General features: G+C 71.4%; 23 protein-coding genes and 1 tRNA gene. 18 read left to right on the top strand and 6 right to left on the bottom strand.

Annotated elements, in window-relative coordinates:
- Positions 1 to 7 precede the first annotated feature (7 nt).
- Both ACT53O_RS14645 and ACT53O_RS14640 read left to right on the top strand, forming a co-directional pair.
- Positions 8 to 1,174 (top strand): AMP-binding protein, encoded by a 1,167-nt coding sequence (locus ACT53O_RS14645; RefSeq protein ID WP_476153230.1) that lies wholly within the window; start codon positions 8 to 10, stop codon positions 1,172 to 1,174.
- Positions 1,175 to 1,228: 54 nt separating this feature from the next.
- A complete protein-coding gene (locus ACT53O_RS14640) occupies positions 1,229 to 2,212 on the top strand; it encodes a 1,4-dihydroxy-2-naphthoate polyprenyltransferase (RefSeq protein WP_036317470.1) in 984 nt (327 codons plus the stop codon).
- A 30-nt stretch (positions 2,213 to 2,242) separates the two neighbouring features.
- Here ACT53O_RS14640 and ACT53O_RS14635 read toward each other — a convergent pair whose 3' ends face one another.
- Positions 2,243 to 2,521, bottom strand: a complete 279-nt coding sequence (locus ACT53O_RS14635; protein ID WP_036317471.1) for a DUF4229 domain-containing protein — start codon at positions 2,519 to 2,521, stop codon at positions 2,243 to 2,245.
- 75 nt (positions 2,522 to 2,596) lie between these two features.
- Here ACT53O_RS14635 and ACT53O_RS14630 point away from each other — a divergent pair, with 75 nt between their 5' ends.
- Genes ACT53O_RS14630 through ACT53O_RS14620 form a run of 3 tightly spaced genes read left to right on the top strand, consistent with a single transcriptional unit; the run spans position 2,597 to position 5,716 of the window.
- On the top strand, positions 2,597 to 3,004 hold the full coding sequence (locus ACT53O_RS14630; RefSeq protein ID WP_039416518.1) for a PLD nuclease N-terminal domain-containing protein: 408 nt from the start codon (positions 2,597 to 2,599) through the stop codon (positions 3,002 to 3,004).
- Between the two features lies 1 nt (position 3,005).
- The gene (gene menD / locus ACT53O_RS14625) at positions 3,006 to 4,811 is read left to right on the top strand and encodes a 2-succinyl-5-enolpyruvyl-6-hydroxy-3-cyclohexene-1-carboxylic-acid synthase (protein ID WP_476153227.1); all 1,806 of its coding nucleotides are present in this window, start codon (positions 3,006 to 3,008) and stop codon (positions 4,809 to 4,811) included.
- 41 nt (positions 4,812 to 4,852) lie between these two features.
- Positions 4,853 to 5,716, top strand: coding sequence for a polyphosphate kinase 2 family protein (locus ACT53O_RS14620; RefSeq protein WP_476153225.1), 864 nt, complete (start codon positions 4,853 to 4,855; stop codon positions 5,714 to 5,716).
- Positions 5,717 to 5,729: 13 nt separating this feature from the next.
- On the opposite strand, the gene ACT53O_RS14615 is transcribed toward ACT53O_RS14620, so the two are convergent.
- Complete coding sequence (locus tag ACT53O_RS14615; RefSeq protein ID WP_476153223.1) at positions 5,730 to 6,992, bottom strand: isochorismate synthase; 1,263 nt, start codon at positions 6,990 to 6,992, stop codon at positions 5,730 to 5,732.
- A 71-nt stretch (positions 6,993 to 7,063) separates the two neighbouring features.
- Between ACT53O_RS14615 and ACT53O_RS14610 the strand changes: the two genes are divergently transcribed.
- The 6 genes from ACT53O_RS14610 (at position 7,064) to ACT53O_RS14585 (ending at position 13,127) form a co-directional block, all read left to right on the top strand.
- Entirely contained in the window at positions 7,064 to 7,621 is a 558-nt protein-coding gene (locus ACT53O_RS14610; protein ID WP_476153221.1) for a DUF402 domain-containing protein, read from the top strand.
- Between the two features lie 55 nt (positions 7,622 to 7,676).
- Entirely contained in the window at positions 7,677 to 8,390 is a 714-nt protein-coding gene (locus tag ACT53O_RS14605; protein WP_112931732.1) for a demethylmenaquinone methyltransferase, read from the top strand.
- Between the two features lie 137 nt (positions 8,391 to 8,527).
- A complete protein-coding gene (locus tag ACT53O_RS14600; protein ID WP_036317481.1) occupies positions 8,528 to 9,589 on the top strand; it encodes a polyprenyl synthetase family protein in 1,062 nt (353 codons plus the stop codon).
- A gap of 64 nt (positions 9,590 to 9,653) precedes the next feature.
- Positions 9,654 to 11,027 (top strand): FAD-dependent oxidoreductase, encoded by a 1,374-nt coding sequence (locus ACT53O_RS14595; RefSeq protein ID WP_476153218.1) that lies wholly within the window; start codon positions 9,654 to 9,656, stop codon positions 11,025 to 11,027.
- Positions 11,028 to 11,222: 195 nt separating this feature from the next.
- Positions 11,223 to 12,050: an endonuclease domain-containing protein gene (locus tag ACT53O_RS14590; protein ID WP_476153216.1), complete on the top strand. Its 828-nt coding sequence runs from the start codon at positions 11,223 to 11,225 to the stop codon at positions 12,048 to 12,050.
- Positions 12,051 to 12,170: 120 nt separating this feature from the next.
- Complete coding sequence (locus ACT53O_RS14585) at positions 12,171 to 13,127, top strand: alpha/beta hydrolase (RefSeq protein ID WP_476153215.1); 957 nt, start codon at positions 12,171 to 12,173, stop codon at positions 13,125 to 13,127.
- Between the two features lie 10 nt (positions 13,128 to 13,137).
- Here ACT53O_RS14585 and ACT53O_RS14580 read toward each other — a convergent pair whose 3' ends face one another.
- Positions 13,138 to 14,559, bottom strand: a complete 1,422-nt coding sequence (locus ACT53O_RS14580; protein ID WP_476153213.1) for a D-alanyl-D-alanine carboxypeptidase family protein — start codon at positions 14,557 to 14,559, stop codon at positions 13,138 to 13,140.
- 244 nt (positions 14,560 to 14,803) lie between these two features.
- Between ACT53O_RS14580 and ACT53O_RS14575 the strand changes: the two genes are divergently transcribed.
- Positions 14,804 to 16,558 (top strand): AMP-dependent synthetase/ligase, encoded by a 1,755-nt coding sequence (locus ACT53O_RS14575; RefSeq protein ID WP_476153211.1) that lies wholly within the window; start codon positions 14,804 to 14,806, stop codon positions 16,556 to 16,558.
- Positions 16,559 to 16,593: 35 nt separating this feature from the next.
- Positions 16,594 to 17,469 carry a DUF1295 domain-containing protein gene (locus ACT53O_RS14570; protein ID WP_476153209.1) on the top strand — a complete coding sequence of 292 codons (876 nt, stop codon included), beginning with the start codon at positions 16,594 to 16,596 and terminating at the stop codon, positions 17,467 to 17,469.
- A 17-nt stretch (positions 17,470 to 17,486) separates the two neighbouring features.
- On the opposite strand, the gene ACT53O_RS14565 is transcribed toward ACT53O_RS14570, so the two are convergent.
- Entirely contained in the window at positions 17,487 to 17,876 is a 390-nt protein-coding gene (locus ACT53O_RS14565; protein WP_476153207.1) for a L,D-transpeptidase, read from the bottom strand.
- Between the two features lie 31 nt (positions 17,877 to 17,907).
- Between ACT53O_RS14565 and ACT53O_RS14560 the strand changes: the two genes are divergently transcribed.
- Positions 17,908 to 18,183, top strand: coding sequence for a hypothetical protein (locus ACT53O_RS14560; protein WP_476153205.1), 276 nt, complete (start codon positions 17,908 to 17,910; stop codon positions 18,181 to 18,183).
- A 32-nt stretch (positions 18,184 to 18,215) separates the two neighbouring features.
- Here the strand turns inward: ACT53O_RS14560 and ACT53O_RS14555 are convergent, their stop codons facing one another.
- A complete protein-coding gene (locus tag ACT53O_RS14555; protein ID WP_005049876.1) occupies positions 18,216 to 18,704 on the bottom strand; it encodes a YajQ family cyclic di-GMP-binding protein in 489 nt (162 codons plus the stop codon).
- A gap of 47 nt (positions 18,705 to 18,751) precedes the next feature.
- Here ACT53O_RS14555 and ACT53O_RS14550 point away from each other — a divergent pair, with 47 nt between their 5' ends.
- The 4 genes from ACT53O_RS14550 (at position 18,752) to ACT53O_RS14535 (ending at position 21,481) form a co-directional block, all read left to right on the top strand.
- Positions 18,752 to 19,618, top strand: a complete 867-nt coding sequence (locus tag ACT53O_RS14550) for a phosphotransferase family protein (protein WP_476153203.1) — start codon at positions 18,752 to 18,754, stop codon at positions 19,616 to 19,618.
- A gap of 38 nt (positions 19,619 to 19,656) precedes the next feature.
- The gene (locus ACT53O_RS14545) at positions 19,657 to 20,142 is read left to right on the top strand and encodes an FBP domain-containing protein (protein ID WP_294978487.1); all 486 of its coding nucleotides are present in this window, start codon (positions 19,657 to 19,659) and stop codon (positions 20,140 to 20,142) included.
- Between the two features lie 100 nt (positions 20,143 to 20,242).
- Positions 20,243 to 20,324 (top strand) — tRNA-Tyr (locus ACT53O_RS14540).
- Between the two features lie 125 nt (positions 20,325 to 20,449).
- Positions 20,450 to 21,481, top strand: a complete 1,032-nt coding sequence (locus ACT53O_RS14535) for a hypothetical protein (RefSeq protein WP_476153201.1) — start codon at positions 20,450 to 20,452, stop codon at positions 21,479 to 21,481.
- 3 nt (positions 21,482 to 21,484) lie between these two features.
- On the opposite strand, the gene ACT53O_RS14530 is transcribed toward ACT53O_RS14535, so the two are convergent.
- Positions 21,485 to 23,050: a phytoene desaturase family protein gene (locus ACT53O_RS14530; protein WP_476153199.1), complete on the bottom strand. Its 1,566-nt coding sequence runs from the start codon at positions 23,048 to 23,050 to the stop codon at positions 21,485 to 21,487.
- Between the last annotated feature and the right edge of the window lie 2 nt (positions 23,051 to 23,052).

The following is a 23,052-nucleotide window of genomic DNA, read 5'->3' as shown; positions in this document are numbered from 1 at the left end:
GACGAACGTGCGGCTGGAGAGGATCGACGCAGCGGATGCCCGCGCGGTGCTGCGGGGTCTGCGTTCGGCGGTGCTCGGGGCGGGGCCGGCGATCGCGCTCGGCGGGGGAGACGAGCTGCCCCGGGACGTGCCGGCCGGAACAGCGGTGGTCGTCACGACCTCCGGCTCCAGCGGCTACCCGAAGGCCGTCGCACTCAGTCGGGCAGCCCTGACGTCATCGGCGATGGCGACGGCCGCTCGTCTCGGCAGCGGCTCATGGCTGCTCGCTCTGGCTCCGGGCTACATCGCGGGTGTGCAGGTTCTGGTGCGCGCGCTGGTCGCCGGCAACGAGCCCGCCGTCCTGGCGGGTTCGTTCCGCGCCGCCTCGTTCGTCGCCGCGGCATCGTCGATGGCGTCCAGTCGCGGGGGCGAGCGGGTGCCGACCTACACGTCGCTCGTTCCTGCTCAGTTGCAGACGCTTCTCGACGACCCTGCCGGATGCCGCGCCCTCGCCGGCTTCGCCGCGGTCCTCGTCGGGGGGCAGGCGCTGCCGCCGGCGCTCGCCGCGCGCGCGAACGAGGCCGGCATCCGTGTCGTGCGCACGTACGGATCGAGTGAGACGGCCGGCGGCTGCGTGTACGACGGCATCCCGCTCGACGGCGTGGGCGTGCGCATCGTCGACGGGGAGGTGCACGTGTCGGGGCCGACACTTGCGGACGGCTACCTCGGCGAGCCGGAGCGCACCGCCGCCGCGTTCGTGCGCGACGACGCGGGTGTGCGCTGGTACCGCACCGGCGACGCCGGGCGGTTCGACGGTCGGTTGACCGTCACGGGTCGCCGTGACAACGTCATCGTCTCGGGCGGGATCAATATCTCGCTCGATCGCGTCGAGCGCATCGTCCGCACCGTCCCCGGATTCGTCGATGCGGTCGTCGTGCCGGTCGCCGACGAGCGCTGGGGTGAGGCGTCGATCGTCGTGGCTGCGGGGATGACGTCGGATGCCGCGGAAGCAGAGGCCGATCCCGACCTTCCGACCCTCCGCGGGCTCGTCGGTGATGAGCTCGGTGCGCCGGCTCGGCCGCGTGCCGTCCTGCGGGTGCCGCGACTGCCGATGCTCGCCAGTGGCAAGCCCGACCGGCCGGCCCTGGCGGCCCTCGCGCGCGCGTGGGCCGAGCGGATCGCTCCCGAGCGCTGAGGTCCGCGACGCCGTCACAGCGGATCCATGCCCATCCGGGCATAGGATTCTGGCGTGGCAGGCAGCACCCGGAAGAAGAAGTCGCGCGCGGCACATCACGCGAAGCAGAAGCCGCGCGGCAATCCGCAGCGCGCGCGTGTGTCGGGCGATCCCGCGCACGTGACACGGGCCACCGCGCGCGACTGGATCGGCGCCGCGCGCCTACGGACGCTCCCGCTCGCCGTCGCGCCCGTGGTCATCGGCACGGGGGCGGCTCGTCTCGACGGGACGCCGCTGCGCTGGGTGCTGGCCCTGTGCTGCCTGGTCGTGGCGGTGGCGATTCAGATCGGCGTCAACTACGCGAACGACTACAGCGACGGCATCCGCGGCACCGACGACCATCGGGTCGGTCCCGCCCGCCTCACCGCCTCGCGCCGGGCGAAGCCGCGCACGGTGCTCACGGTCGCCCTCGTCTTCTTCGCGATCGCCGCGGCGGCGGGTCTGGCCATCATCGTCCGCACCGGCTACTGGTGGATGGCGCTCATCGGCGCCGCCTGCCTGGTCGCCGCGTGGTTCTACACCGGCGGCAAGCGTCCCTACGGCTACGCGGGACTGGGCGAGCTGTTCGTCTTCGTGTTCTTCGGTCTCGTCGCCACGGTGGGCACCACGTTCGTGCAGATCGGCACGGTGCCGCAGGAGAGCTGGTTCGGCGCCGTGATCGCCGGCCTGCTGGCCTGCGCCGTGCTGCTGGCGAACAACCTCCGGGACATCGATCAGGACCGTCTCGCCGGCAAGCGCACCCTCACCGTGCGCATCGGTCGGCGCGCCACGCAGGTGCTGTTCACCGCGCTCGTCGTCATCGCCTTCGCCCTCGTCGCCATCCTCGCGGTGTTCTACCCGCTGGCATGGCTGGCGATGCTCGCGCTGATCCCCGCGGCGTGCGCCGTGCTGATCGTCTGGACGTACCGCGCACCGCGCGAGCTGGTCGTCGCGCTGGGGCTGACCTCGCTGACCTCGCTGGCCCTGTCGCTGCTGCTCTACTGGGCTTTCACCGGCTGAGCGCGCCCGCTCGAGGAGCCGCCGACGGGCTCACTCCGACGGCGTCGAGGCGACCTGGTCGGCCGCGGCATCCTCGGCGTCTTCGTCGGTGTCGCGACGGGCACGCCGGCGCGCGGCGAGACCGGCGGTCAGATCGTCGAGCGGGCGGCGCAGGAAGAGCACCGAGAGGCTGAGCCCGATGAGCGCGGCGAAGATCGCCGACAGCCAGTAGTACTCGCGCATGATCTGGAAGAGCATCATGATCGCGAACGGCACGACGAACACCAGAAGACGAAGGACGGTGTAGACGAGGGCCGAACGGACACGCATGTGTCCAGCCTACGCGCGTGGCGTTGGTGCGCCGTCCTCGGATCTCGCACGGCGCGCGCCGCCTAGGATGGAGGGGTGGTGCGCATCCTGCTGCCTCTGGCGCTGTTGCTGATCGCCTTCTGGGTGTACAGCATCGTCGACTGCGCCCTGCAGCCGCCCACTCGTCACCGCGGCGTCAGCAAGCCGCTGTGGATCGTCATCGTCGTGCTGCTTCCGGTCATCGGCGGCGTGATGTGGTTCGTGGTCGGTCGCGGCCGAGCGCGGCCCCAGAACGCTTTCCGCGCACCCGACGACAACCCCGACTTCCTCGGGAGCCTGCGCAGCGTCTCGATCGCCGATCAGGACGAGCGCATCCGTCGCCTCGAAGAGGAGCTCGCCGCCCTCGATGCCGAGGGGCCCGATCCCGACCGCGGCCCGCAGCCGCATCCGCCGGTGAGCGGCGACGACGACCCGGACGAGCACCGTCGCGGCAGCGTCGCCTGACATGGACGACAGCGCTCTCGCCGGTCGTGCACCGGCGACGGATGCCGCGGCCGCCCTGCTCGGACGCCTGGCGGAACTCGGGGTCGCCCACATCGTCGTCAGCCCCGGCTCGCGCTCTCAGGCGCTCGCCCTGGTCGCCGCCGAGCTGGAGAGTCGCGGCGACGTACGCGTGCACGTGCGCATCGACGAACGCGTCGCCGGTTTCACCGCGCTCGGCATCGGCCGCGAGTCCGGCATGCCCGCCGCCGTCGTGTGCACCTCCGGCACCGCGGTCGCGAATCTGCTGCCCGCGGCTCTCGAAGCGCATCACGCCGGCGTGCCCCTGCTGCTGCTCACGGCCGACCGTCCCCCCGAGCTGCGCGGCGTCGGCGCCAACCAGACGACCCGCCAGCCCGGAATGTTCGCGCCGAACATGCGTCTGGAAGAAGACCTGCCCGTGCCCGACGCGCTCGATGCGGACGGCACCGGCGAGCAGTCGATGATGCTCCGCCGGGTCGCGGAGGACGCGGTCGCGGCCGCCCTCGGCACGGGCACGAGGCAGGCCGGACCGGTGCACCTCAACCTGCCGCTGCGTGAGCCCCTGGCTGGTGTGCTTCCGTCGTGGCTGGGCACGACCGAGCTCGACCTTCCCGCGCCCGCACTCGGCCCCGACGTCGCCGGCGACGAGCTGAGCGCGACCGAGCCGTCGGGAGCGCTCTACCAGGGCGGCGGCGGCATCGGCGAGGCGAACCATCCCGCCGACCCGGAGGTCGATCCGCACGTGCTGGTGCGTGGCCCCCGCACTGTGGTGATCGCCGGGGCCGATGCCGGCCCTGCTGCCGAGGCGCTCGCGCACGCGGGCGGCTGGCCGCTGATCGCCGAGATCGTCAGCGGCGCCCGCTTCGGCCGCAACCTCGTCCACGGCTACCGCGGACTGCTGCGCGAGGCGGACCTGGGCGGCCGCATCGAGCGCGCCGTCGTCTTCGGTCATCCGACGCTCACCCGCGAGGTCACCGCGCTGCTGTCGCGTGACGACGTCGAGGTGCTCGCCGTGCGCGGGCCGGGAGAGCCGCTCAACCTCAACGGCACCTCGGTCTCCGTCGACGCCGTCGTGGCCGCCGTGGGCGAGATGGACCGTGAGTGGTTCGGCGCCTGGATGCGGGCGTCCCGCGCGGCATCCGTCGATCTTGCGCCGCCGGCGCCGGATGCCGCCGCGCTGTCGTCAGCGGTACCCGCCGAACGCCTCGGCGCCATCGCGTCCGAGCTCGCCGTCGCGCGCGCCCCGATCGACCGGGTGGGACTCGTCGATGCCGTGTGGCGGGCGACCTGGCCCCACGACCGGCTGTTCTTCGCCTCGTCGCGCCTCGTGCGTGTCGCGGACGGCGTGCTCGGCGGCAAGAAGGTGCCGGTCCACGCCAACCGCGGACTCGCCGGCATCGACGGCACCATCGCGACGGGCATGGGGATCGCGATCGCGAGCCAGACCGGCGCCGACGTCGGCGTGACCCGTGTGCTGACCGGCGATCTCGCCTTCCTCTACGACGTGGGGGCGCTTCTGCTGCCGGTCGGTGAGACGGCGCCGCGGCTGCAGGTCGTCGTCGGCAACGACGGCGGGGGAACGATCTTCGACGGGCTCGAGGTCGCCGAGATCGCCGGGCCCGACGCCATGCAGCGGGTGCTCTACACGCCGCAGGACGTGGATCTGGCGCCGCTGGCCGCCGCGTACGGCTGGGAGTACGTCCGCGTCGCCACGCGCGCCGAGCTCGACCAGGCGCTCACCGCCCGCGTCGTCGGGCGGCAGATCATCGAGGTCGCCCTCGCGCGCTGAACGCCCTGGCCGTATCCGGCTGCCCGCGCCATGATGTGGAGATGACCGCGAGAAGCCAGAAGAACTGGAACGCCGATCCCGCCGACCTCCTGCGCGTCGGCCCGGGGTTCCGACTCGCCGATCTCGATCCGGCATCCACTCCGTGCTACGACGGCGACAAAGACCAGGGGCAGAGCGACCTCGAGGCGGGTGCGGACGAGCTCGATGAGCTGCAGGAGCGCCTCTACGCGCAGAGCCGTGTCGAAGAGGGCGCTCCGGCGGTGCTGCTGGTGCTGCAGGCGATGGACTCCGCGGGCAAGGGCGGCATCGTCCGCCACGTGGTCGGATCGGTCGATCCGCAGGGCGTCGCGCTCGCCGCGTTCAAGAAGCCGACGCCCGAGGAGCTCGCGCACGACTTCCTGTGGCGCATCGAGAAGCGTGTGCCCGCACCCGGCTTCATCGGGGTGTTCGACCGGTCGCACTACGAGGACGTCCTCATCGGCCGGGTGCGGGCGCTCGCGCCTGCCGACGAGATCGAGCGCCGCTACGACGCCATCGTCGCCTTCGAGAAGGGGCTCGTCGATCGCGGCATCCGCATCGTCAAAGTGATGCTGCACATCTCCGCCGACGAGCAGAAGAGTCGGCTGGGGGAGCGGCTGGACCGACCCGACAAGCACTGGAAGTACAACCCCGGCGACATCGACGAACGCCGCCTCTGGGACGAGTACATGGCGGCCTACCAGACGGTGTTCGCGCGCACCTCGACCCCCGAGGCGCCGTGGTTCGTCGTGCCCGCCAACCGCAAGTGGTACGCACGTCTGGCCGTCCAGGCGCTCCTGCTGGATGTGCTCGAAGACATCGATCCGCACTGGCCCGCCGCCGACTTCGACGTCGCGGCCGAGAAGAAGCGCCTCGCCGACAGCTGACCCCGGGCGCGCCCTACGCCAGGGCGTCGACGATCGGGCGGAACTTCACGCGGGTCTCGAGCATCTCGGCCTCGGGGTCGCTGCCGGCGACGATCCCGGCGCCGGCGTGCGCGCGGAACGGGATGCCGTCGGCATCCGCCGCCGCGAGATCGAACTGAGCCCCGCGCAGCGCGATCGCCCACTCGCCATCGCCGTTCGCGTCGACCCACCCGACGGGTCCGGCGTAGCGGCCGCGGTCGAACGGTTCGATGCGACGGATCGCGGCCAGAGCGGCCGCCGTCGGTGTTCCCGCGACGGCCGCCGTCGGGTGCAGCACCCCCAGCAGGTCGAGGGCGGAGGTCTCGGCGGCGGTCGTGGCCTCCACATCGGTCGCGAGGTGCCACACGTTCGGCAGCGCGAGAGTGAACGGCTGCTCCGCGGCCGCCAGCGCGCTCGCGTGCGGCGAGAGGGCGTCGACGAGACTGCGCACGGCGTACTGGTGCTCGGCGAGGTCCTTGGCGCTCGTCGCCAGGCGCAGCGCCGCCTCGCGATCGGCGTCCGGGCCGGCGCCCCGAGCGACCGTGCCGGCGAGCACCCGCGCGGTCACCTGGCCCCCCGAGACGGTGACGAGCGTCTCGGGGCTCGCGCCGATGAGCCCGTGCACGGCGTAGACCCACGTGTCGGGGTACGACGAGGCGAGCGAGCGCGCGAGTCGCCGGAGGTCGGCGCCGGCCGGAACCGTGCCGGCCAGCTCCCGAGCGAGCACGACTTTGCTGACCTCTCCGGAAGCGATCGCGGCAAGTCCCGCACGGACCGCATCCTGATAGCCCTCCGGAGTCAGCGCGCCGGGTCCCACCGCGGCCGACCAGTGCGGGCCGTAGCCGATCGCGCGGGGCTCATCGGGCTCGGGGGCGCCGTCGTCGGGCAGCACCCAGCTCACCCAGGTGCGGCCGTCGCGCGTGCCGATCGTCATCCGCGGCACCGTCAGCACCGCGGTCGCGGCCGACTGCACGTCGAACGGCAACGCGCCGAAGGCGATCAGGCCGCTGCCGGAAACGCCGACGTGGTCGTCCACCGTCGCCGCCGCCGCAACCGCGCGCCAGCGGTCGGCGAGGGTCGCGGCATCCGCCGCCGGCACCTCCATGCGCAGCGCCGAGCCGACGCCCACGAGCCACGATCCCCGTCGCGCCCACACCAGGGGGTCGGCCGGATCGGCGTATTCGAGCAGGTCGTCGATCGCGGCGATCTCCCGGCTCACGATGCGCAGGCGGGGTGGCAGGAGCGGCGCGGAACTCACCCGATCAGCCTAATCCGCCGGGGGCACGCCGCAGCCGGGCGCCGGAGGTCAGGGCGGGTTAGGCTCCCGCCATGACCGATCGACCCGCGCCCGGCACCCCGCTCGTCTTCCGCTGGCGCAAGTGGGACGGCGGACCGCACTGGGAGCACGAGTGCGTGTATCTCGGCAGTGACGTCCACGGCGACTGGGTCGGTCAGCGCGACGGCTGGCGCAGTGCCCGACCGGGCGTCGACACGGTCAGCGACGGCGACAACGTCACCCTGATCCCGCCGAGCGGCGAATACGCCGCCACCCTCAACGCGACCCACCCGCGCATCGCGATCTACATCGATGTGGCGTGGGATCTGCGATGGGATGCCGCGGCGGACCCCGCCGGCATCCCGAGCCCCACGGGCATCGACATGGACCTCGACGTCGTACGTGCCCGTGACGGCCGCGGCATCTGGATCGACGACCGCGACGAGTGGGACGAGCATCGCGTGCAGTACGGCTACCCGAGGGATATCGTCGAGCGCCTCGAGACCGTGGCGGTCGAGCTCGAAGCGGAGGTCCGTGCCGAGCGGGCGCCCTACGACCAGGCGACGGCGGCGCACTGGCTCGCCGTGCTCGCGGCGCTGCCTCATCGCTGAGAGCCGCCGCGCTGCCGCGCTGCCGCGCCGCCGCGAGCGCGCCTAGGATCGAAGGGTGAGTGAACACCGCGCCGACCTGGGCAAGGATCCGTCCCGCGTGAGCGGCATGTTCGACGAGGTCGCCGCCGGTTACGACCGCACGAACACCGTGTTGAGCCTCGGCAACGATCGGCTGTGGCGCATCGCCACGACGCGTGCCATCGCTCCGCGGCCCGGTCAGCGCATCCTCGACCTCGCCGCCGGGACGGGCGCGAGCTCGGTCGCCCTGGCGCGCAGTGGCGCAGAGGTGGTGGCCGGCGACTTCTCGCCGGGCATGATCGCCGAGGGCCGCCGTCGTCACGGGCATGTGCCCAACGTCACCTTCGTCGAGGCCGATGCGATGGCGCTGCCGTTCGCCGACGGCGAGTTCGACGTGGTCACCATCTCGTTCGGCCTGCGCAACGTCAACGATCCGAAGAAGGCGCTCACCGAGATGCTGCGGGTCACCGCGCCCGGCGGCATGCTGCTGGTGTGCGAGTTCTCGCACCCGCAGAACCCCGCGTTCGCGAGCCTCTACCGGTTCTACAACGACCGGATCCTGCCGACGGTGGCGCGCAGCGTGAGCTCGAACGCCGACGCGTACGACTACCTCAACGAGTCGATCAAGGACTGGCCCGACCAGGTGACGCTCTCGTCGTGGATCCGCGACGCCGGCTGGACCCGCGTCGCCCACCGCGACCTCACCTTCGGCATCGTCGCGCTGCACCGCGCGGTCAAGCCGCTCGTCTGAGCCCCGTTTCGACTCGCTGCCCTCGCTCACCGAGCGGGCGAGACAGCGACTCCCGGTCGTTGAGCGAGGGCGCGCAGCGCCCGAGTCGAAACGGCCCCCGCGACCGCGGGTGCGACGGCCGCGGGTAGGCTGGGAGGGTGACTGCGAGCTCCTCCGCTGCCGGTGCGCGATTGACGGCCAACCTCGGTCTGACCGAGCGTGTGCTCGCTGGTCCCCGGATGCGCAAGCTGCTCGCCGTCGTCGAGGACGGCCTCGACCGCGTCGAGGACACCCTCGCCCGCGAGCTGCGGGTCAGTGACGCGCTCGCCGACGCCACGACGCGCTATCTCTACGAGGCCGGCGGCAAGCGGGTGCGTCCCATGCTCACGCTCCTGACCGCGCAGCTGGGCGAAGGCACCACCGAGCACGTCATCACCGGTGCCACGGCCCTGGAGATGACGCACCTGGGTTCGCTCTATCACGACGACGTCATGGACGGCGCGGACGTGCGTCGCGGGGTCCCCAGCGCCCACGCCGTGTGGGGCAACAACGTCGCCATCCTCACCGGCGACCTCATGTTCTCGCGCGCCAGCCAGCTGATGGCCCAGATCGGCGAACGCGCGATCCGTCTGCAGGCCGACACGTTCGAGCGACTCGTCCTCGGGCAGATGCACGAGACGGTGGGCGCTCAGGCCGGCGAGGACCCCGTCGACTTCTACCTGCAGGTGCTGGCCGACAAGACCGGATCGCTGATCGCGGCATCCGCTCAGGCCGGCATCCTCTTCTCGGACGCGCCCTCCGAGTACCGTCAGCCCGCGCTGGAGTACGGCGAGAAGGTCGGCGTGGCCTTCCAGCTGCTCGATGACGTCATCGACCTCTCCGACGACCCCGCCGAGACCGGCAAGGTCCCCGGCACCGACCTGCGCGCCGGCGTGCCGACCATGCCTTATCTGCTTCTCGCCCGGGCCGCCGACCCGGCCTCGCGCGCGCTGAAGGCCACGATCGACGACGGCGTGGCGCGCATCGCCGACGGAGCCGATCCTGCGATCCTCGACGAGGCGATGCAGCAGCTGCGTGCACACGCCGTGACCGCCGAGACCCGCGCCAAGGCGTACGAGTGGGCGGATGCCGCGATCGCGGCGATCGATCCGCTTCCGGCCGGTCCCGTGCGCGATGCGCTGGTCAAACTCGCCCACGTCATCGTCGACCGCTCGAGCTGATCGCGTCTCGACCCGGGCCTGCCGGCCCTCGCCCCACGACCGGATGAACACGAAGGACACACCCATGACCAAGCTGAGGCTGGCCATCGTCGGCGCGGGCCCCGCCGGCATCTACGCGGCGGACATCCTGTTGAAGGCCGAGCGCAAGTTCGACGTCTCGATCGATCTGTTCGATCACCTTCCCGCCCCCTACGGACTCGTGCGCTACGGCGTCGCCCCCGACCACCCCCGCATCAAGGGGATCATCACCGCCCTTCGCGACGTGCTCGATCGCGGTGACATCCGCATCTTCGGCAACGTCCGCTTCGGTCAGGACCTCACCCTCGACGACCTGAAGCAGCACTACAACGCCGTCATCTTCGCCACCGGTGCGATCAAGGATGCCGACCTCGACATCCCCGGCATCGATGCGGCCGGCTCGTTCGGCGCGGCCGACTTCGTCAGCTGGTACGACGGCCACCCGGACTTCCCGCGCGAGTGGCCGCTGGATGCGGCATCCGTCGCCGTGATCGGAAACGGCAACGTCGCGCTCGACGTCGCGCGTGTGCTCGCCAAGCACGCCGAAGACCTCCTCGTCACCGAGATCCCCGCGAATGTGCAGGCCGGGCTGGAGGCTTCGCAGGTGACCGACGTGCACGTGTTCGGTCGCCGCGGTCCCGCCCAGGTCAAGTTCACCCCGCTGGAGCTGCGCGAGCTCGGCGAGCTGCGCGACGTCGACATGGTCGTATACGACGAGGACTTCGACTACGACGAGGCGTCGCGCGCCGCGGTCGCCAGCAACAAGCAGGTGATGGTCATCGATCGGGTGCTGCAGTCGTGGCGTCAGCGGTCGGGCGTCAACAACGCTGGAGGCGAGGCGTCGCGCCGGCTGCACCTGCACTTCTGGGCCAAGCCCGTCGAGGTGAAGACCGACGACAGCGGCCGCGTCGCCGCTCTCGTGTACGAGCGCACCCGTCCGGACGGTCAGGGCGGCGTCATCGGCACCGGCGAGCTGCGCGAGGTGCCGATCCAGCAGCTGTACCGCGCCGTCGGCTACTTCGGATCGCCGCTGCCCGGCGTGCCGTTCGACAAGAAGCACGGCGTGATCCCCAATCACGAGGGTCAGGTGCTGCACAAGGACTCCAACGAGCGCGTGCCCGGCGTCTACGCGACCGGCTGGATCAAGCGCGGCCCGGTCGGACTCATCGGGCACACGAAGTCGGACGCGATGGAGACGATCAGCCACCTCATCAACGACCAGGCGTCGTGGTGGCAGCCCGCCGACCCGTCGCCGGAGGCGATCCCCGCCCTGCTGGCCGAGCGCGGCGTCGCCTGGACGGACCTCGACGGGTGGCATCGTCTCGACGAGCACGAGGTCGCTCTCGGCGCCCCGCACGAGCGTGCGCGCATCAAGGTCGTCGACCGCGACGAGATGGTCCGAGTCTCGCGCGGCGAGTAAGCCGTCGGTTCGGGAGGAGATGTCGCGTCGGGAGGTCGCTGTCGCGGCATCCGTCCTCCCGAACGGAAATCTCCTCCGCTGGCGCGCACGGGTGGGCCTGCGTCGACTCCTCCCCAGCGGGGCGAGGTGACAGGTTGTGCACGGATACTGCGGCGGGCGGGGTCGCCGGATGTGGCTCGGGTCACGATGTCGCACATGGATGCCGCGACGTGGGCCCGTGCACGCGGAGGCGTGGTCCGCAGCGATCGGATCGCTCGAGCCGGATACGGGCGCGGTGCGCTCGACCGCGCGGTGGCGCGGCGGGAGCTGGTGTGCGTGGCTCGCGGCTGGCTGGCCGTACCGGATGCCGACCCGCACCTGACCGCGGCGGCACGGTCGGGCGTGGTGATCTCGTGCGTGACGCAGGCGCGCCGGCGCGGCTGGTGGGTGCACGACGACGACGCGCGCGTTCACGTCGCCGCTCACGCTCACGCCGGGAGGGCGCCGACGGCCACCGCGGTCGTGCACTGGGCGCGGCCGGTGGTGCCGCGGCATCCGGATGCACTGGTCGATGCTCCCGAGAACGTGCTCGCTGCGGTCGCCGCGTGCCAACCGTTCGAGGTCGCGTTGGCGGTGTGGGAGTCGGCTCTGCGGAAGGAAGAGGTCAGCGCCCCGGCGCTGGCACGGCTTCGCCTTCCGGCCTGTGCGCGCCGTGTGCTCGCGGCGGCGGAGGTCTGGTCCGACTCGGGATTGGAGACGATCGTCGTGCCCCGGTTGCGGTGGATGCGTCTGTCGCTGCGGCGCCAGATCTGGATCGCCGGCCACCGCGTCGACCTGCTCATCGGCGAGCGGCTCGTCCTGCAGATCGACGGCGGCCACCATGTCGGAGCGCAGCGCGATGCCGACAACGCGCACGATGCCGCCCTCATGCTGCTCGGGTATCACGTGATCCGCGTCGGCTCTCGACACGTGATCCATCAGTGGGAGCAGGTGCAGGACGTGCTCATGCGTGCGGTCGCCCAGGGACTCCACCTCGCGCGCTGAACCGCCCGGGAGGAGATGTCGCGTCGGGAGGTCGCTGCCGCGGCATCCGTCCTCCCGAACGGAAATCTCCTCCGCTATCCCCGTCGCCCCGCACAGAGGGGCCGCGGATAGGCTGGCGAGATGGTGGGCGAGTGGGTCGCAGACATCCTCGGGCCGGGCTTCGAACAGCTCACGCTCGAGCTCGGCGCGGACGCCGATCCCGCCACCCTCGTGCGCTCCCTCCCGCGGATGCCGTGGCTGCGACCGTTGAACGGTGTGGACGTGCTGTACGTGCACGGGTGGTCGGACTACTTCTTCCAGACGGAGCTGGCGCGCTTCTGGACGGGCCTCGGTGCCCGGTTCTACGCCCTGGACCTGCACGGATACGGCCGGAGCCTGCGCCCGGGGCAGATCCCGGGATACGTCACGACGCTCGACGACTACGATCCCGACATCGCCGCCGCCCTCGCCGCGATGGGCACGCACGATCGCGGCCGGCGGCTCGTGCTGCTGGGGCACTCGACGGGAGGACTCACCCTGAGCCTCTGGGCGGCACGGCATCGCGGCGCGGCCTCCGCCGTCGTGCTCAACAGTCCGTGGCTGGAGCTGCAGACGGGTGCGATCGGGCGTCAGGCCATCGCCCCGATCATCGCGATGCGGGCACGCTTCGACCCTCTCGGCGCGCACCCGGTCGTCGATCTCGGCTTCTACACGCGCGCGCAGAGCGAACTGGGGACCCTGCCCGACAGTCCCGAAGGCTGGCGTCCCGAGCGGGGCTTTCCCACCCATCCGGGCTGGCTCGCCGCCGTGATGCGTGGTCATGCCGCGGTCGCCGGCGGCCTGACGATCGACGCCCCGGTGCTCACGCTGCTCTCCGCCGCGTCGACGACGCCGCTGCAGTGGGCGCCGGAGATGACCTCCACCGACAGCGTGCTGGTGGTCGCCGACATCGCCCGTGCGGCGACGCGGATCAGTCCTCTCGTGACCGTCGCGCACATCGACGGCGCGATCCACGACGTGTTCCTGTCGGCGCCGGAGCCGAGGGATGCCGCGTACGGCGTACTGCGCCGCTGGCTCGTCTCGGGCGCGCTGGGATGATCCGCGCCGCTCAGCCGCCGGGGGTGGGAGTCGGGGACGGGCTCACGCTCGGCGACGGCGACGGCGACGGTGCCGGGCCGCCGAGCAGCGAGGGGTGGGTCAGCTTCCACCAGTCGTCGGGAGGGGCGATCGTTCCGCGCACGGCCACCGCGACGCTGGCACTGCGGCCGCCGGAGGTCCACGTCGCGATGCCGATCTGCTGGCCGTCCTGGCCGGTCGGCGCAATCGTCAGCGTGATCGATGCGGTGATCGGCGTATCGGACCACGTGAGCAGGCTCTCGTCGCGCGACAGCACCAACTGCGCCTCCCCGCCCCAGGGGCTCGTCACCGTGCCGACCGGTGTTCCCGCTTTCGCGACCGGCACCAGGTGCACGCCGGCGGCGACGCTGCGCAGCGCGGTGGTGACATCGGCATCCACCTGCTCCCGCGACTGCCCATCGAGCGAGACGCCGACGATCTTCAGCGGTTCGCCCAGTCCGGGGTTGCTCGTCGCGGTGTAGAGCAGTGCGAACGTCCCGGCGCCGAGGTTGCCCGTCTTCAGGCCGGTCACACCGTCGCTGCCGAGCAGATCGTTGGTGTTGTCCACCTCTCCGACCGTCGGGACGGTGGCCGACGGCATCGACGTGATCCGGGCGAGAGCGGGGTTGGCCGCGGCGAGCTGTCCGACGGCGAGCAGATCACTCGGCGCGCTCGTGTTGCGCTCATCGATGCCGGTGGGCTCGACGATCGTCGTTCCGTTCAGCTGGTGAGCCTGGAGCCACGTGCGCGTGGCGGAGACGTAGCCCGAACGGGAGCCAAAGGCCCACATCGCCACCGCGTCGGCGTAGTTGCTCGCCGACGGCAGCAGCATGGTGGTCAGGGCGTCGCGCAGCGACATGGAGCTGCCGGTCGGCATGGCGGCCACCGTCGCGCCGAGCACGTAGTACTGGTCGTACAGGTCGTGGTCGGCCTTGTCGAACGTGATCGTCGGACCGGGGTCGTCGGTGCTCTGCAGCGGATGAGCGTCGAGCACGACGAGCGCGGTGATCAGCTTGCTGATGCTCGCGATCGGTCGGGGCTGGTCGTCACCGCTCACCGCGTGCAGTCCCGCCGCCCCCAGATCGCCCGCGGCGCCGACCACCGAGATCGCGGCGGCCCGTCCGGAGGGCATCGCCAGCGCTGCCGGGGCGCCCGGCGCCACGGTCGGAACGCGTGTCGTCGTCTCGAGCGCCGGCAACGGCGCCGACAGAGCCCACGCCGTGTAGCCGCCGGCGCCGGCGACGATCGCGAGCACGACACCTGCGGCGATCAGCCAGCCACGGCGGCGCCGACGCCGGCGCAGGCGCAGGCGCTCGGCATCCTCGGCGGACAACGACACGTGCGACGCGCCGCTGGGGGCCGAGGCCATCAGGTCGGCGAAGTCCTCGAGCCCGTCGTCGTGCGGCATGGTCATCGGCCTCCCCGTGTGGTGACGGCGCGCGCCGGGAGCCGCGGCATGACAGCGGAGGAGCTCACTCTGCGAGCGTATCCGGTCGCCCACGCGGCGAGAGCCTCCATACCGTGTCGGCGGGCGCTTCGGCAACCCATCCGGGCGCCGGGCACGAACGTGGCAGGATTTTGGAGCGGACACCCGATCCGATCGGGCCGCGGCTCCGAACAAGAGGCAGCTACGCCCATTCCGAAGGAGAGCTCCGTCCGTGAGAGAAGTCTCGACTGCGCCGCTTGCCGACCTGTCGGCGTACCGCAATGTCACCGACCTGCTGACGCGTCGGGTCGACGAGGCTCCCGACCACGTCGCCTTCGACGTGCGCGAAGGAGAACGGTGGCGGCCGGTGACCACAGCGGCCTTTGCCGCCGAAGTGCGCGCGGTCGCCAAGGGGCTGCTGGCCGACGGCCTGCGACCCGGCGACGCCGTGGCGATCATGGCCCCGACGCGCTACGAGTGGGCCGTCGCCGACCTGGCCGTCTGGTTCGCGGGAGGCGTCGTCGTGCCCGTGTACGACTCCTCCGCGCCGAGCCAGGTCGCGGCGATCGTCGCCGACGCCGGCGTGCGCGTCGCCTTCTTCGGTGACGAGCGCTCCCGGTCCGCGTTGACGGCGGCCGGGGTACCGACCGTCCTCTCCCTGACACGTGGCCTGGCCGACCTCGCCGCTCGCGGCGGCCTCGTCGACGACGCCGTGCTCGAGCGTGCCCGCACGGATGCCGGCCCCACCTCGCCCGCAACGATCGTCTACACCTCGGGCACGAGCGGCACGCCCAAGGGCGTCGTGCTCAGTCACGAGAACTTCCTCGGGCAGGTGCTCAACATCGCCGCTGCATACTCCGACATCGTGCGGGCGGACGGCAGCACGGTGATCTTCCTTCCCCTGGCGCACGTGCTGGCCCGGGGGCTGCAGCTGATCTGTCTCGCCAGCGGCATGCGCATCGCTCATCTCTCGGAGCCGTCGGAAGTCGTCGCCTCGCTCGCGGAGCTGCGCCCGACCTTCCTCGTGGTCGTGCCCCGCATTCTCGAGAAGATCGCCGCGGCGGCCGCGGCGAAGGCCGCCGACAAGCACCTCGGGCGGGTCTGGGATGCCGCGGTTCGCACCGCCACAGAGCTCGCACGGCGTGAGGAGCAGATCGACGACGGCGAGCGGCCCGCGTCGTCGTGGAGCCTGGAGCTGCGTCGCCGCGTGTTCGACGCCCTCTTCTACCGTCGCATCCGCGGCCTCATGGGCGGGCGCATCGGCTACGTGCTCTCGGGCGGCGCGACGTTGCCGTCGCGGCTGTCTTTGCTTTTTCGCGGCATGGGTGTTCCGGTGATCGAGGGGTACGGGCTGACCGAGACGACCGCGCCTCTCACCGGCAACCTTCCCGGTCGCATCCGCTCGGGCACCGTCGGGGTGCCGCTTCCCGGCTCGACCGTGCGCATCGCCGATGACGGCGAGGTGCTCGCGAAGGGCGTCGGTGTGTTCGCCGGCTATCGCAACGCGGACGACGACCGTGACGCCTTCGTCGACGGCTTCTTCCGCACCGGTGATCTCGGCAGGCTCGACGAGCGCGGCCGTCTCGTGCTGGAGGGGCGCGTCAAGGACGTCGTGACGACGTCGGGTGGCAAGACCGTCGCCCCCGCGCGGTGGGAAGCGGCGATCGAAGAGCACCCCGTCATCTCCTCGGCGGTGACCGTGGGGGAGGGGCGGCCGTATCTGACCGCACTCATCGTGCTCGACCAGGATGCGGTCACGGCCGCACGCGGCAGCGCCGTGGCGCTGGATGACCCCGACCTCCGCGCAGAGGTGCAGCGGGCCGTCGACGAAGCCAACGCGCTGGTCTCGCGCAGCGAGCAGGTGCGACGGTTCGCGCTCGTCTTCGCGGATGCCGAGGATCGCGAGATCGTGACGCCGACGCTGAAGATCCGGCGTCGTCAGCTGCTCGATCGCGAGTCGGGCACCATCGACGCCCTCTACCTCTGACCCGCCCTTCTACGCCCCTCAACCGGAGAACCCTCATGTCACAGCGCCCGGGCGCCATCCTCGTCACCATCCTCGTCGCGCTCGGCATCGGCGCAGCGCTCGCCGTCGCCGGCGGAAGCGCCGGCGCATCGTGGGGCGGCATCCCGCTGTTCGCGCTCGCGGTCGTCGCGGCATTCGCGATCCAGGTCGTCGCCTACATTCCGGCGGCGCTACTGCGTACCGAGAAGTTCTTCGATCTCACGGGAGGCCTGACGTTCGCACTGGTCGCGATCGTCTTGCTCGCGGCCGTCGCGCCGGCCTCGGTGCGGGCGTGGGTGCTGGCCGTCATGATCGTCGTGTGGGGAGTGCGGCTGTCCGTATTCCTGTACGTGCGGGTGCACGCGCAGGGCGCGGACGGCCGCTTCGATGACATCAAGATCAACCCATTGGCGTTCCTGCGGGTCTGGATCATCCAGGGCCTGTGGGTCGCCGTCACGTCGTCGGCCGCGTGGGTCGGCATCACCGCTACCACCGCGGGTGGGCTCGACGTCTGGATCGTCATCGGTGCCGTGGTGTGGCTCGTGGGCCTGGTCATCGAGGTCATCGCCGACGGGCAGAAGGCGGCGTTCCGCAAGGATGCCGCCAACAAGGGGCGCTTCATCGATTCGGGCGTCTGGGCGTGGTCGCGGCATCCGAACTACTTCGGCGAGATCCTCGTCTGGGTCGGCGTCGCGATCGTCGCGCTGCCGGCGGCCGTGGGCTGGCAGTGGGTCACCGTGATCTCGCCGCTGTTCGTGATCCTTCTGCTGACGCGGGTGAGCGGCATCCCGATGCTGGAGAAGCGCGCCGACGCGCGCTGGGGTGACGAGCCGGCCTATCAGGAGTACAAGAAGCGCACCCCGGTGCTGGTGCCCGGTCTCGGTCGCGGCTGAGCGGCTGGCGCCGCGGGTCAGCGCACCGTGACGCGCGTGCCGACCTCGACATCCTTGTAGAGGTGCGCGATCGCGTCGGTGGGCATGTGGACGCAGCCGTGCGAGCCGTTCTGCAGGTAGCCGTCGGTGCCGAAGGGGAAGGTCTGCCACGAGGCGTCGTGGAAGCCGACGTCGCCGTCGTCGAAGGGCATCCAGTACGCGACGTGGTCGTCCCACGAGCCGTGGCGGTCGTGGCCGACCAGCTCGGTGTCGCGGGTCATGCGACTGATCGCGAACGTTCCGGTCGGCGTCGCGTATTCCGGGTCGAAACCGGAGGCGCCGGTGGTCACCGCCGAGTCCATCAGCAGATTCTCGCCCGAGCACTCCCAGAGGTGCTGCGCCGCGATGCTGACGTACACGTGCAGCACGCCGTCACGTGCCGCTTCGCGGCCGGGCCCCGTGCAGTTCGCATCCGGTGAGGGCGTCGTATGGACCGTCCACACGGCTGGCGTGGGCGTCGGCGTCGGCGCCGGAGTGGGTGTCGGTGTCGACGAGGGCGTCGCGGTCGGGGTGGCTGCTGCGGTCGGGGTGGATGCCGCGGGCGCCGCGGATGCTGCGGGTGTGCTGCAGCCCGCAAGGCACAACAAGGCCGCTGCGGCGGAGGCCGTCGCAGCGGCGACGAGGGGCGGCCGACGATGGGGCGCGATCATCCCCGGAATCTATGCGAAGCGGTGATGAATCCGGTGAGTGCCGCCCGCCCGCGTGCCTTACCGGTAGTTGACGAACTGGAGGTCGACGTCGAGGTCGGCGGCCTTGAGCATGCGCTGAACCTCCTGCAGGTCGTCGCGCGACTTCGACTGCACGCGCAGCTCGTCGCCCTGGATCTGCGCCTTGACCGACTTGGGGCCTTCGTCGCGGATGAGCTTGGTGATCTTCTTCGCGTTCTCGGAGGAGATCCCCTCTTTGAGCGTCGACGTGATGCGGTACTCCTTGCCCGAGGCCTGCGGCTCACCCGACTCGAGCGACTTCAGCGAGATGCCGCGCTTGATCAGCTTCGACTGGAACACGTCGAGCACCGCCTTCGCTCGCTCTTCGCTGTTGGCCTTGATGAGGATCGCCTCGCCGCTCCAGTCGATCGACGCGTCGGTCCCCTTGAAGTCGTAGCGCTGCTCGACCTCCTTGCGGGCCTGGTTGAGCGCGTTGTCCGCTTCCTGGCGGTCGATCTTGGAGACGATGTCGAAAGAGGAGTCAGCCATGCGTGGCAGTCTAATCGCGCGCGCTCGCGAGCCCGTAGGGACGAACCGTGTACACCGGCTTCGTCGCTCCCGCCGATGAGGTCGTCGACGACGCCGTCGCCCGCGCGCTGGGCGCCGCAGGGGAGCGGGGGCCGCGCGGTGGCTGGCGGCGTGTGGAGCACGGTTCGGCGAACCTCGTCGTGCTCGCGGGGCGCGTGGCGGTGCGAGTGGCGCGCAGCGCGGATGCGGCATCCGAGGCCCTCCGGGCCCAGCGGCTCGTCGACGCGTTGCCGGCACTGCCTTTCGCGGTGCCGCGCTCCGCGGGCCCGGCGATCGATGACCGTGCCGCGGGTGGCGTGGTCGCGATCGCGCAGGAGCGCGTCGACGGCGAGCCGCATCCGAGCGGCAGCGGCGACCCCGTCGAGCTTCGACGCCTCCTCGACGCCCTTCGCGAGTCCGACCTCGCCCCGCTGCGAAGGCACCTGGCCCATCGACACACCTTCTTCGGCGGCGAGGAGGGTCTGCGTCTCATGACCGGCGAGGCCGTCACGATGCTCGCTCCGACGGCCCGTGAGCGCGCTCGCCGCGCGGCCGAGGCGTTCGTCGGGCTCGCGCCGCAGGGCGACGTGCTGACGCATGGCGACCTGGCCGGCAGCAACGTGCTGTGGACCGGTGGCGTCGCCTCCACCGTCTCGGGTCTGATCGACTGGGATCTCGCTGCCGCCGACGACGAGGCGAAAGATGTGGCGGCGCTCGCGACGTGGCACGGGTGGGATCTCGTGGCGCAGATCGTGCCGCCCGAAGTCACCCACCGCGCACGTGTCACGGCGGCGACCTACCCTCTGCAGCTGCTGTGCTTCGCGATCGCGGGATGCCGACCCGCTGAGGAGATCGAGCGCGCCCTCACGCGGGCCAACGACGCGTACACGGGCTGACCGGCCCGGCGCGGCGGACCGGTTCGTAGACTGGACGGATGCAGCCGCTCACGGAGAACCAGGTGCGCGCCGCCCTCGTCAACGCGACACCCGACGAGCTGGACCGCGTGGGGGTTCCGCTCTCCCTCGTGCTCGCCGACTGGGATCACCTCGATTTCCTCGCGTGGTCCGATCCGGACTTCCGAGGTCGGGGCTACATGATCGTCGAGCGCGACGGTGTGCCCACCGGGATCGTGCTGCGCGCGGCATCCGGGTCCCGTCCGCGCGCCGCGATGTGCAACCTCTGCCACACGATGCAGCCCGGCAACCAGGTGGCGCTGTTCACCGCGCGACGGGCGGGGGATGCCGGGCAGCGCGGCGACAGCGTCGGCACCTACATCTGCGCAGATCTGGGCTGTCACGAGAACGTCCGCCTCGCGGCACCGCTCGCGCCGAGCGAAGTGCGTGCCAGCGTCGATCGCCGTATCGACGGGACGCGCCACCGCGTGGAGGCCTTCGTGGAGCGGGTCGTGGCCCCGCTCTGACGCGCGCGATGCGGCCCGTGGTTTTTCGGAACGCGTGCGGCCGGGTAAGATAGTTGATCGCGCCTCCGGTCGACTGCAAAAGCCGGGCGGGTGCGCACTTGGCGAGTTACCCAAGCGGCCAAAGGGATCTGACTGTAAATCAGCCGTCTTCGACTTCGGGGGTTCGAATCCCTCACTCGCCACACACCGAGAGGCCCCGCACGCGCGGGGCCTTTCGCTTTCCCGCGTGCGGAGCGAGACCTCTCGCGCCGTCGCACCCGCGTGACAGGATGGGTGCACGGCTGGATGCCCGACGAAGGGGAGAGACATGACCGAACCGACGAGTTCACCGCAGTCGAACAAGATCCTGCGAGCGACGATCTGGGTCGCGATCGGCGCCCTGATCGCCGCCGCCCTCGTGTGCGTGGTGTGGGTACTGATCGGCGACTCGAACGGCATCGTGGGTAAGGCGTTCCTGACGATCCTCCTGCTGGCCGGCTTCGCCGGCGTCTCGATCGCCGAGTCGAACATGGCGCAGAACCGGCCCACCTGGCTCGCGCTGACGAGCATGATCTCTTGGGTGCTCATCCTGCTGGTGGGAGCGTTCCTCATCTGGATGCCGACCAGTGGCTACTTCGGCGCCGGCGCCGAGCGCGTGTTCAAGTTCATCGTCATCGCGCTCATCATCCAGGGGGCTCTCCTGCACGCACGCCTCTTCCTCAAAGCGTTCCAGCGGCACCAGACGACCTTCACCTCGATCGTCACCTACGTGACCATCGGGCTCGTCGTCATCCTCATGGTCATGCTCGTGCTGCCGCTGATGACCGATGAGTTCGTCACCTACCGTCCTCTCTACTGGCGCGTGGTCGTTGCCCTCGCGATCCTGTCCGCCGTCGGCACCGCGCTCCTGCCGCTCGTGAATGCGCTGTTCGCGCCGAAGCGTCCGCGTCCGCACATCGCGGCCCCTTACGGCGCGGCACCCTACACAGCGGCTCCCTACGGTTCGGCCCCTTACGGCGCGGCGCCCTACGGTTCGGCTCCGCTTTCGGCAGCACCGCCCGCGGCGCCTGCTGCCGCGCCCGCCGCGCACGCGCAGCCCGCCGCCGCTCCCGTACGGCCGGCCGCACCGACTCCGACCCCCGCCCCGGCGGCATCCGTGCCGTGGCCCACCTTCGCCGACGGCGTCACCCCGCTGCCGGTGTTTCCCGACGGCTCGCCGGACTGGAATGCGTACTACACGGGTCAGCCCTCGGCCGGAGCGCGCTTCTGGTTCACCGACGCGCCGAGCGCGCCGGCGGCTCCGGCCCCGCACGGACACGACGGTTACCCGCCCGCCCCGCCGCTGCCGCCGCACAGCTGAGCGTCAGTCGAGAAGCTCCAGCGCCGCCATAGCGGCGTTGTGGCCGCCGATCCCGCTGACGGCGCCGCCGCGACGCGCGCCCGACCCGCACAGCAGTACCCGTTCGTGTGCCGTCGCCACGCCCCAACGCTCGGCGGCCGATTCGAGCGGCTCGTCGTCGCCCGCCCACGGCCACGACAGCGGCCCGTGGAAGATGTCGCCGGCTGTCATGCCGAGCGACCCCTCCAGGTCGGTCGTGGTCCGTGCTTCGATGCACGGCGAGCCGTCGGGCGCGATGAACAGGCAGTCGGCGAGTGGTTCGGCTAGAACCGCATCGAGCGAGCGGGTCGCGGCATCCACGAGCGTCGACCGGTAGTCGGCGCTCGTGACACCGGCAGCCAATCGGTGTGGAACCTGCAGTCCGAACAGGGTGAGCGTCTGCGCGCCCGACTGCTGCAGAGCCGGTCCGAGAATCGACGGATCGGTGAGGGAGTGGCAGTAGATCTCGGCGGGAAGAGGCTGCGGGATGCCGCCGGCCACCGCGGCCGCGTACGCGTCGTCGAGCTGGGTCATCGTCTCGTTGACGTGGAACGTCCCGGCGAACGCCGCTTCGGGTGACACCGTCGTGTCGCGCAGCCGCGGCAGCCGTGACAGCAGCATATTGACCTTGAGCTGTGCGCCCTCCGGGGCCGTGTCCGCGTCGGGCGCGGGCGCCGCCGAGATCAGGCGATCGAGCACGCTCGGGCCGACGCCGCTCAGCACGAGACGCGCGGTGATCTGCTCGCCCGTCCTCAGCGTCACGGTTCCGCTGGGGTCGATCGCGGTCACCGTCGCGTTGACGCGAACCTCGGCACCCGCCCGACGGGCCGCGTTCTCGAGTGCGGCGCTCACCCGGCCCATGCCGCCCACCGGAACATCCCAGTCGCCGGTGCCGCCGCCGATCACGTGGTAGAGGAAACAGCGGTTCTGGCGCAGTGAGGGATCGTCGGCCCAGGAGAACGTGCCGATGAGACCGTCGGTGAGGGCGATGCCGCGCGCGATGTCGGTGCCCAGCCCCTCGCGCAGCAGGTCACCCAGAGGCCGTGCGGTCAGCGCATCCCAGAGCGCCGTGTCCGCCATATCCGCCCGCATCTCGCTGGCGCGGCGCAGGGGTGCCGTGACCGAGGGGAAGACCGTCGCGGCGAGGGGGAGGAGACGGTCGGTGAACGTCTCGAAGCGCTCCGCCTCGCGCAGGTCACCGGTCGTGCGGATGAAGCTCGCGGTGGTGGCCGCGGCATCCGCATTGTCGACGAGGATGCCGCGGGAGGGGTCGGCGGGGTCGGGGGTGTACGACGAGTAACGGCGCCGCCGGAGGTCGAGCCGCAGATCGAGGTCGTCGATGATCGTGCGGGGAAGCAGACTCACGAGGTACGAGTAGCGCGACAGGCGCGCGTCGACGCCCGCCCAGGGCTGCTCCGACACCGCCGCGCCGCCGACACGGTCCTGCCGTTCGAGCACGACGACGCGCTTGCGTGCCTGGGCCAGGTAAGCGGCGGCGGTGAGGGCATTGTGGCCACCGCCGACGATCACGACGTCGTAGTGCGCGCTCATGA

The organism is Microbacterium sp. DMC48 (assembly GCF_056313825.1).
The sequence above is the reverse complement of the archived record's forward strand: the minus strand, read 5'-3'. Positions and strand labels throughout refer to the sequence as shown.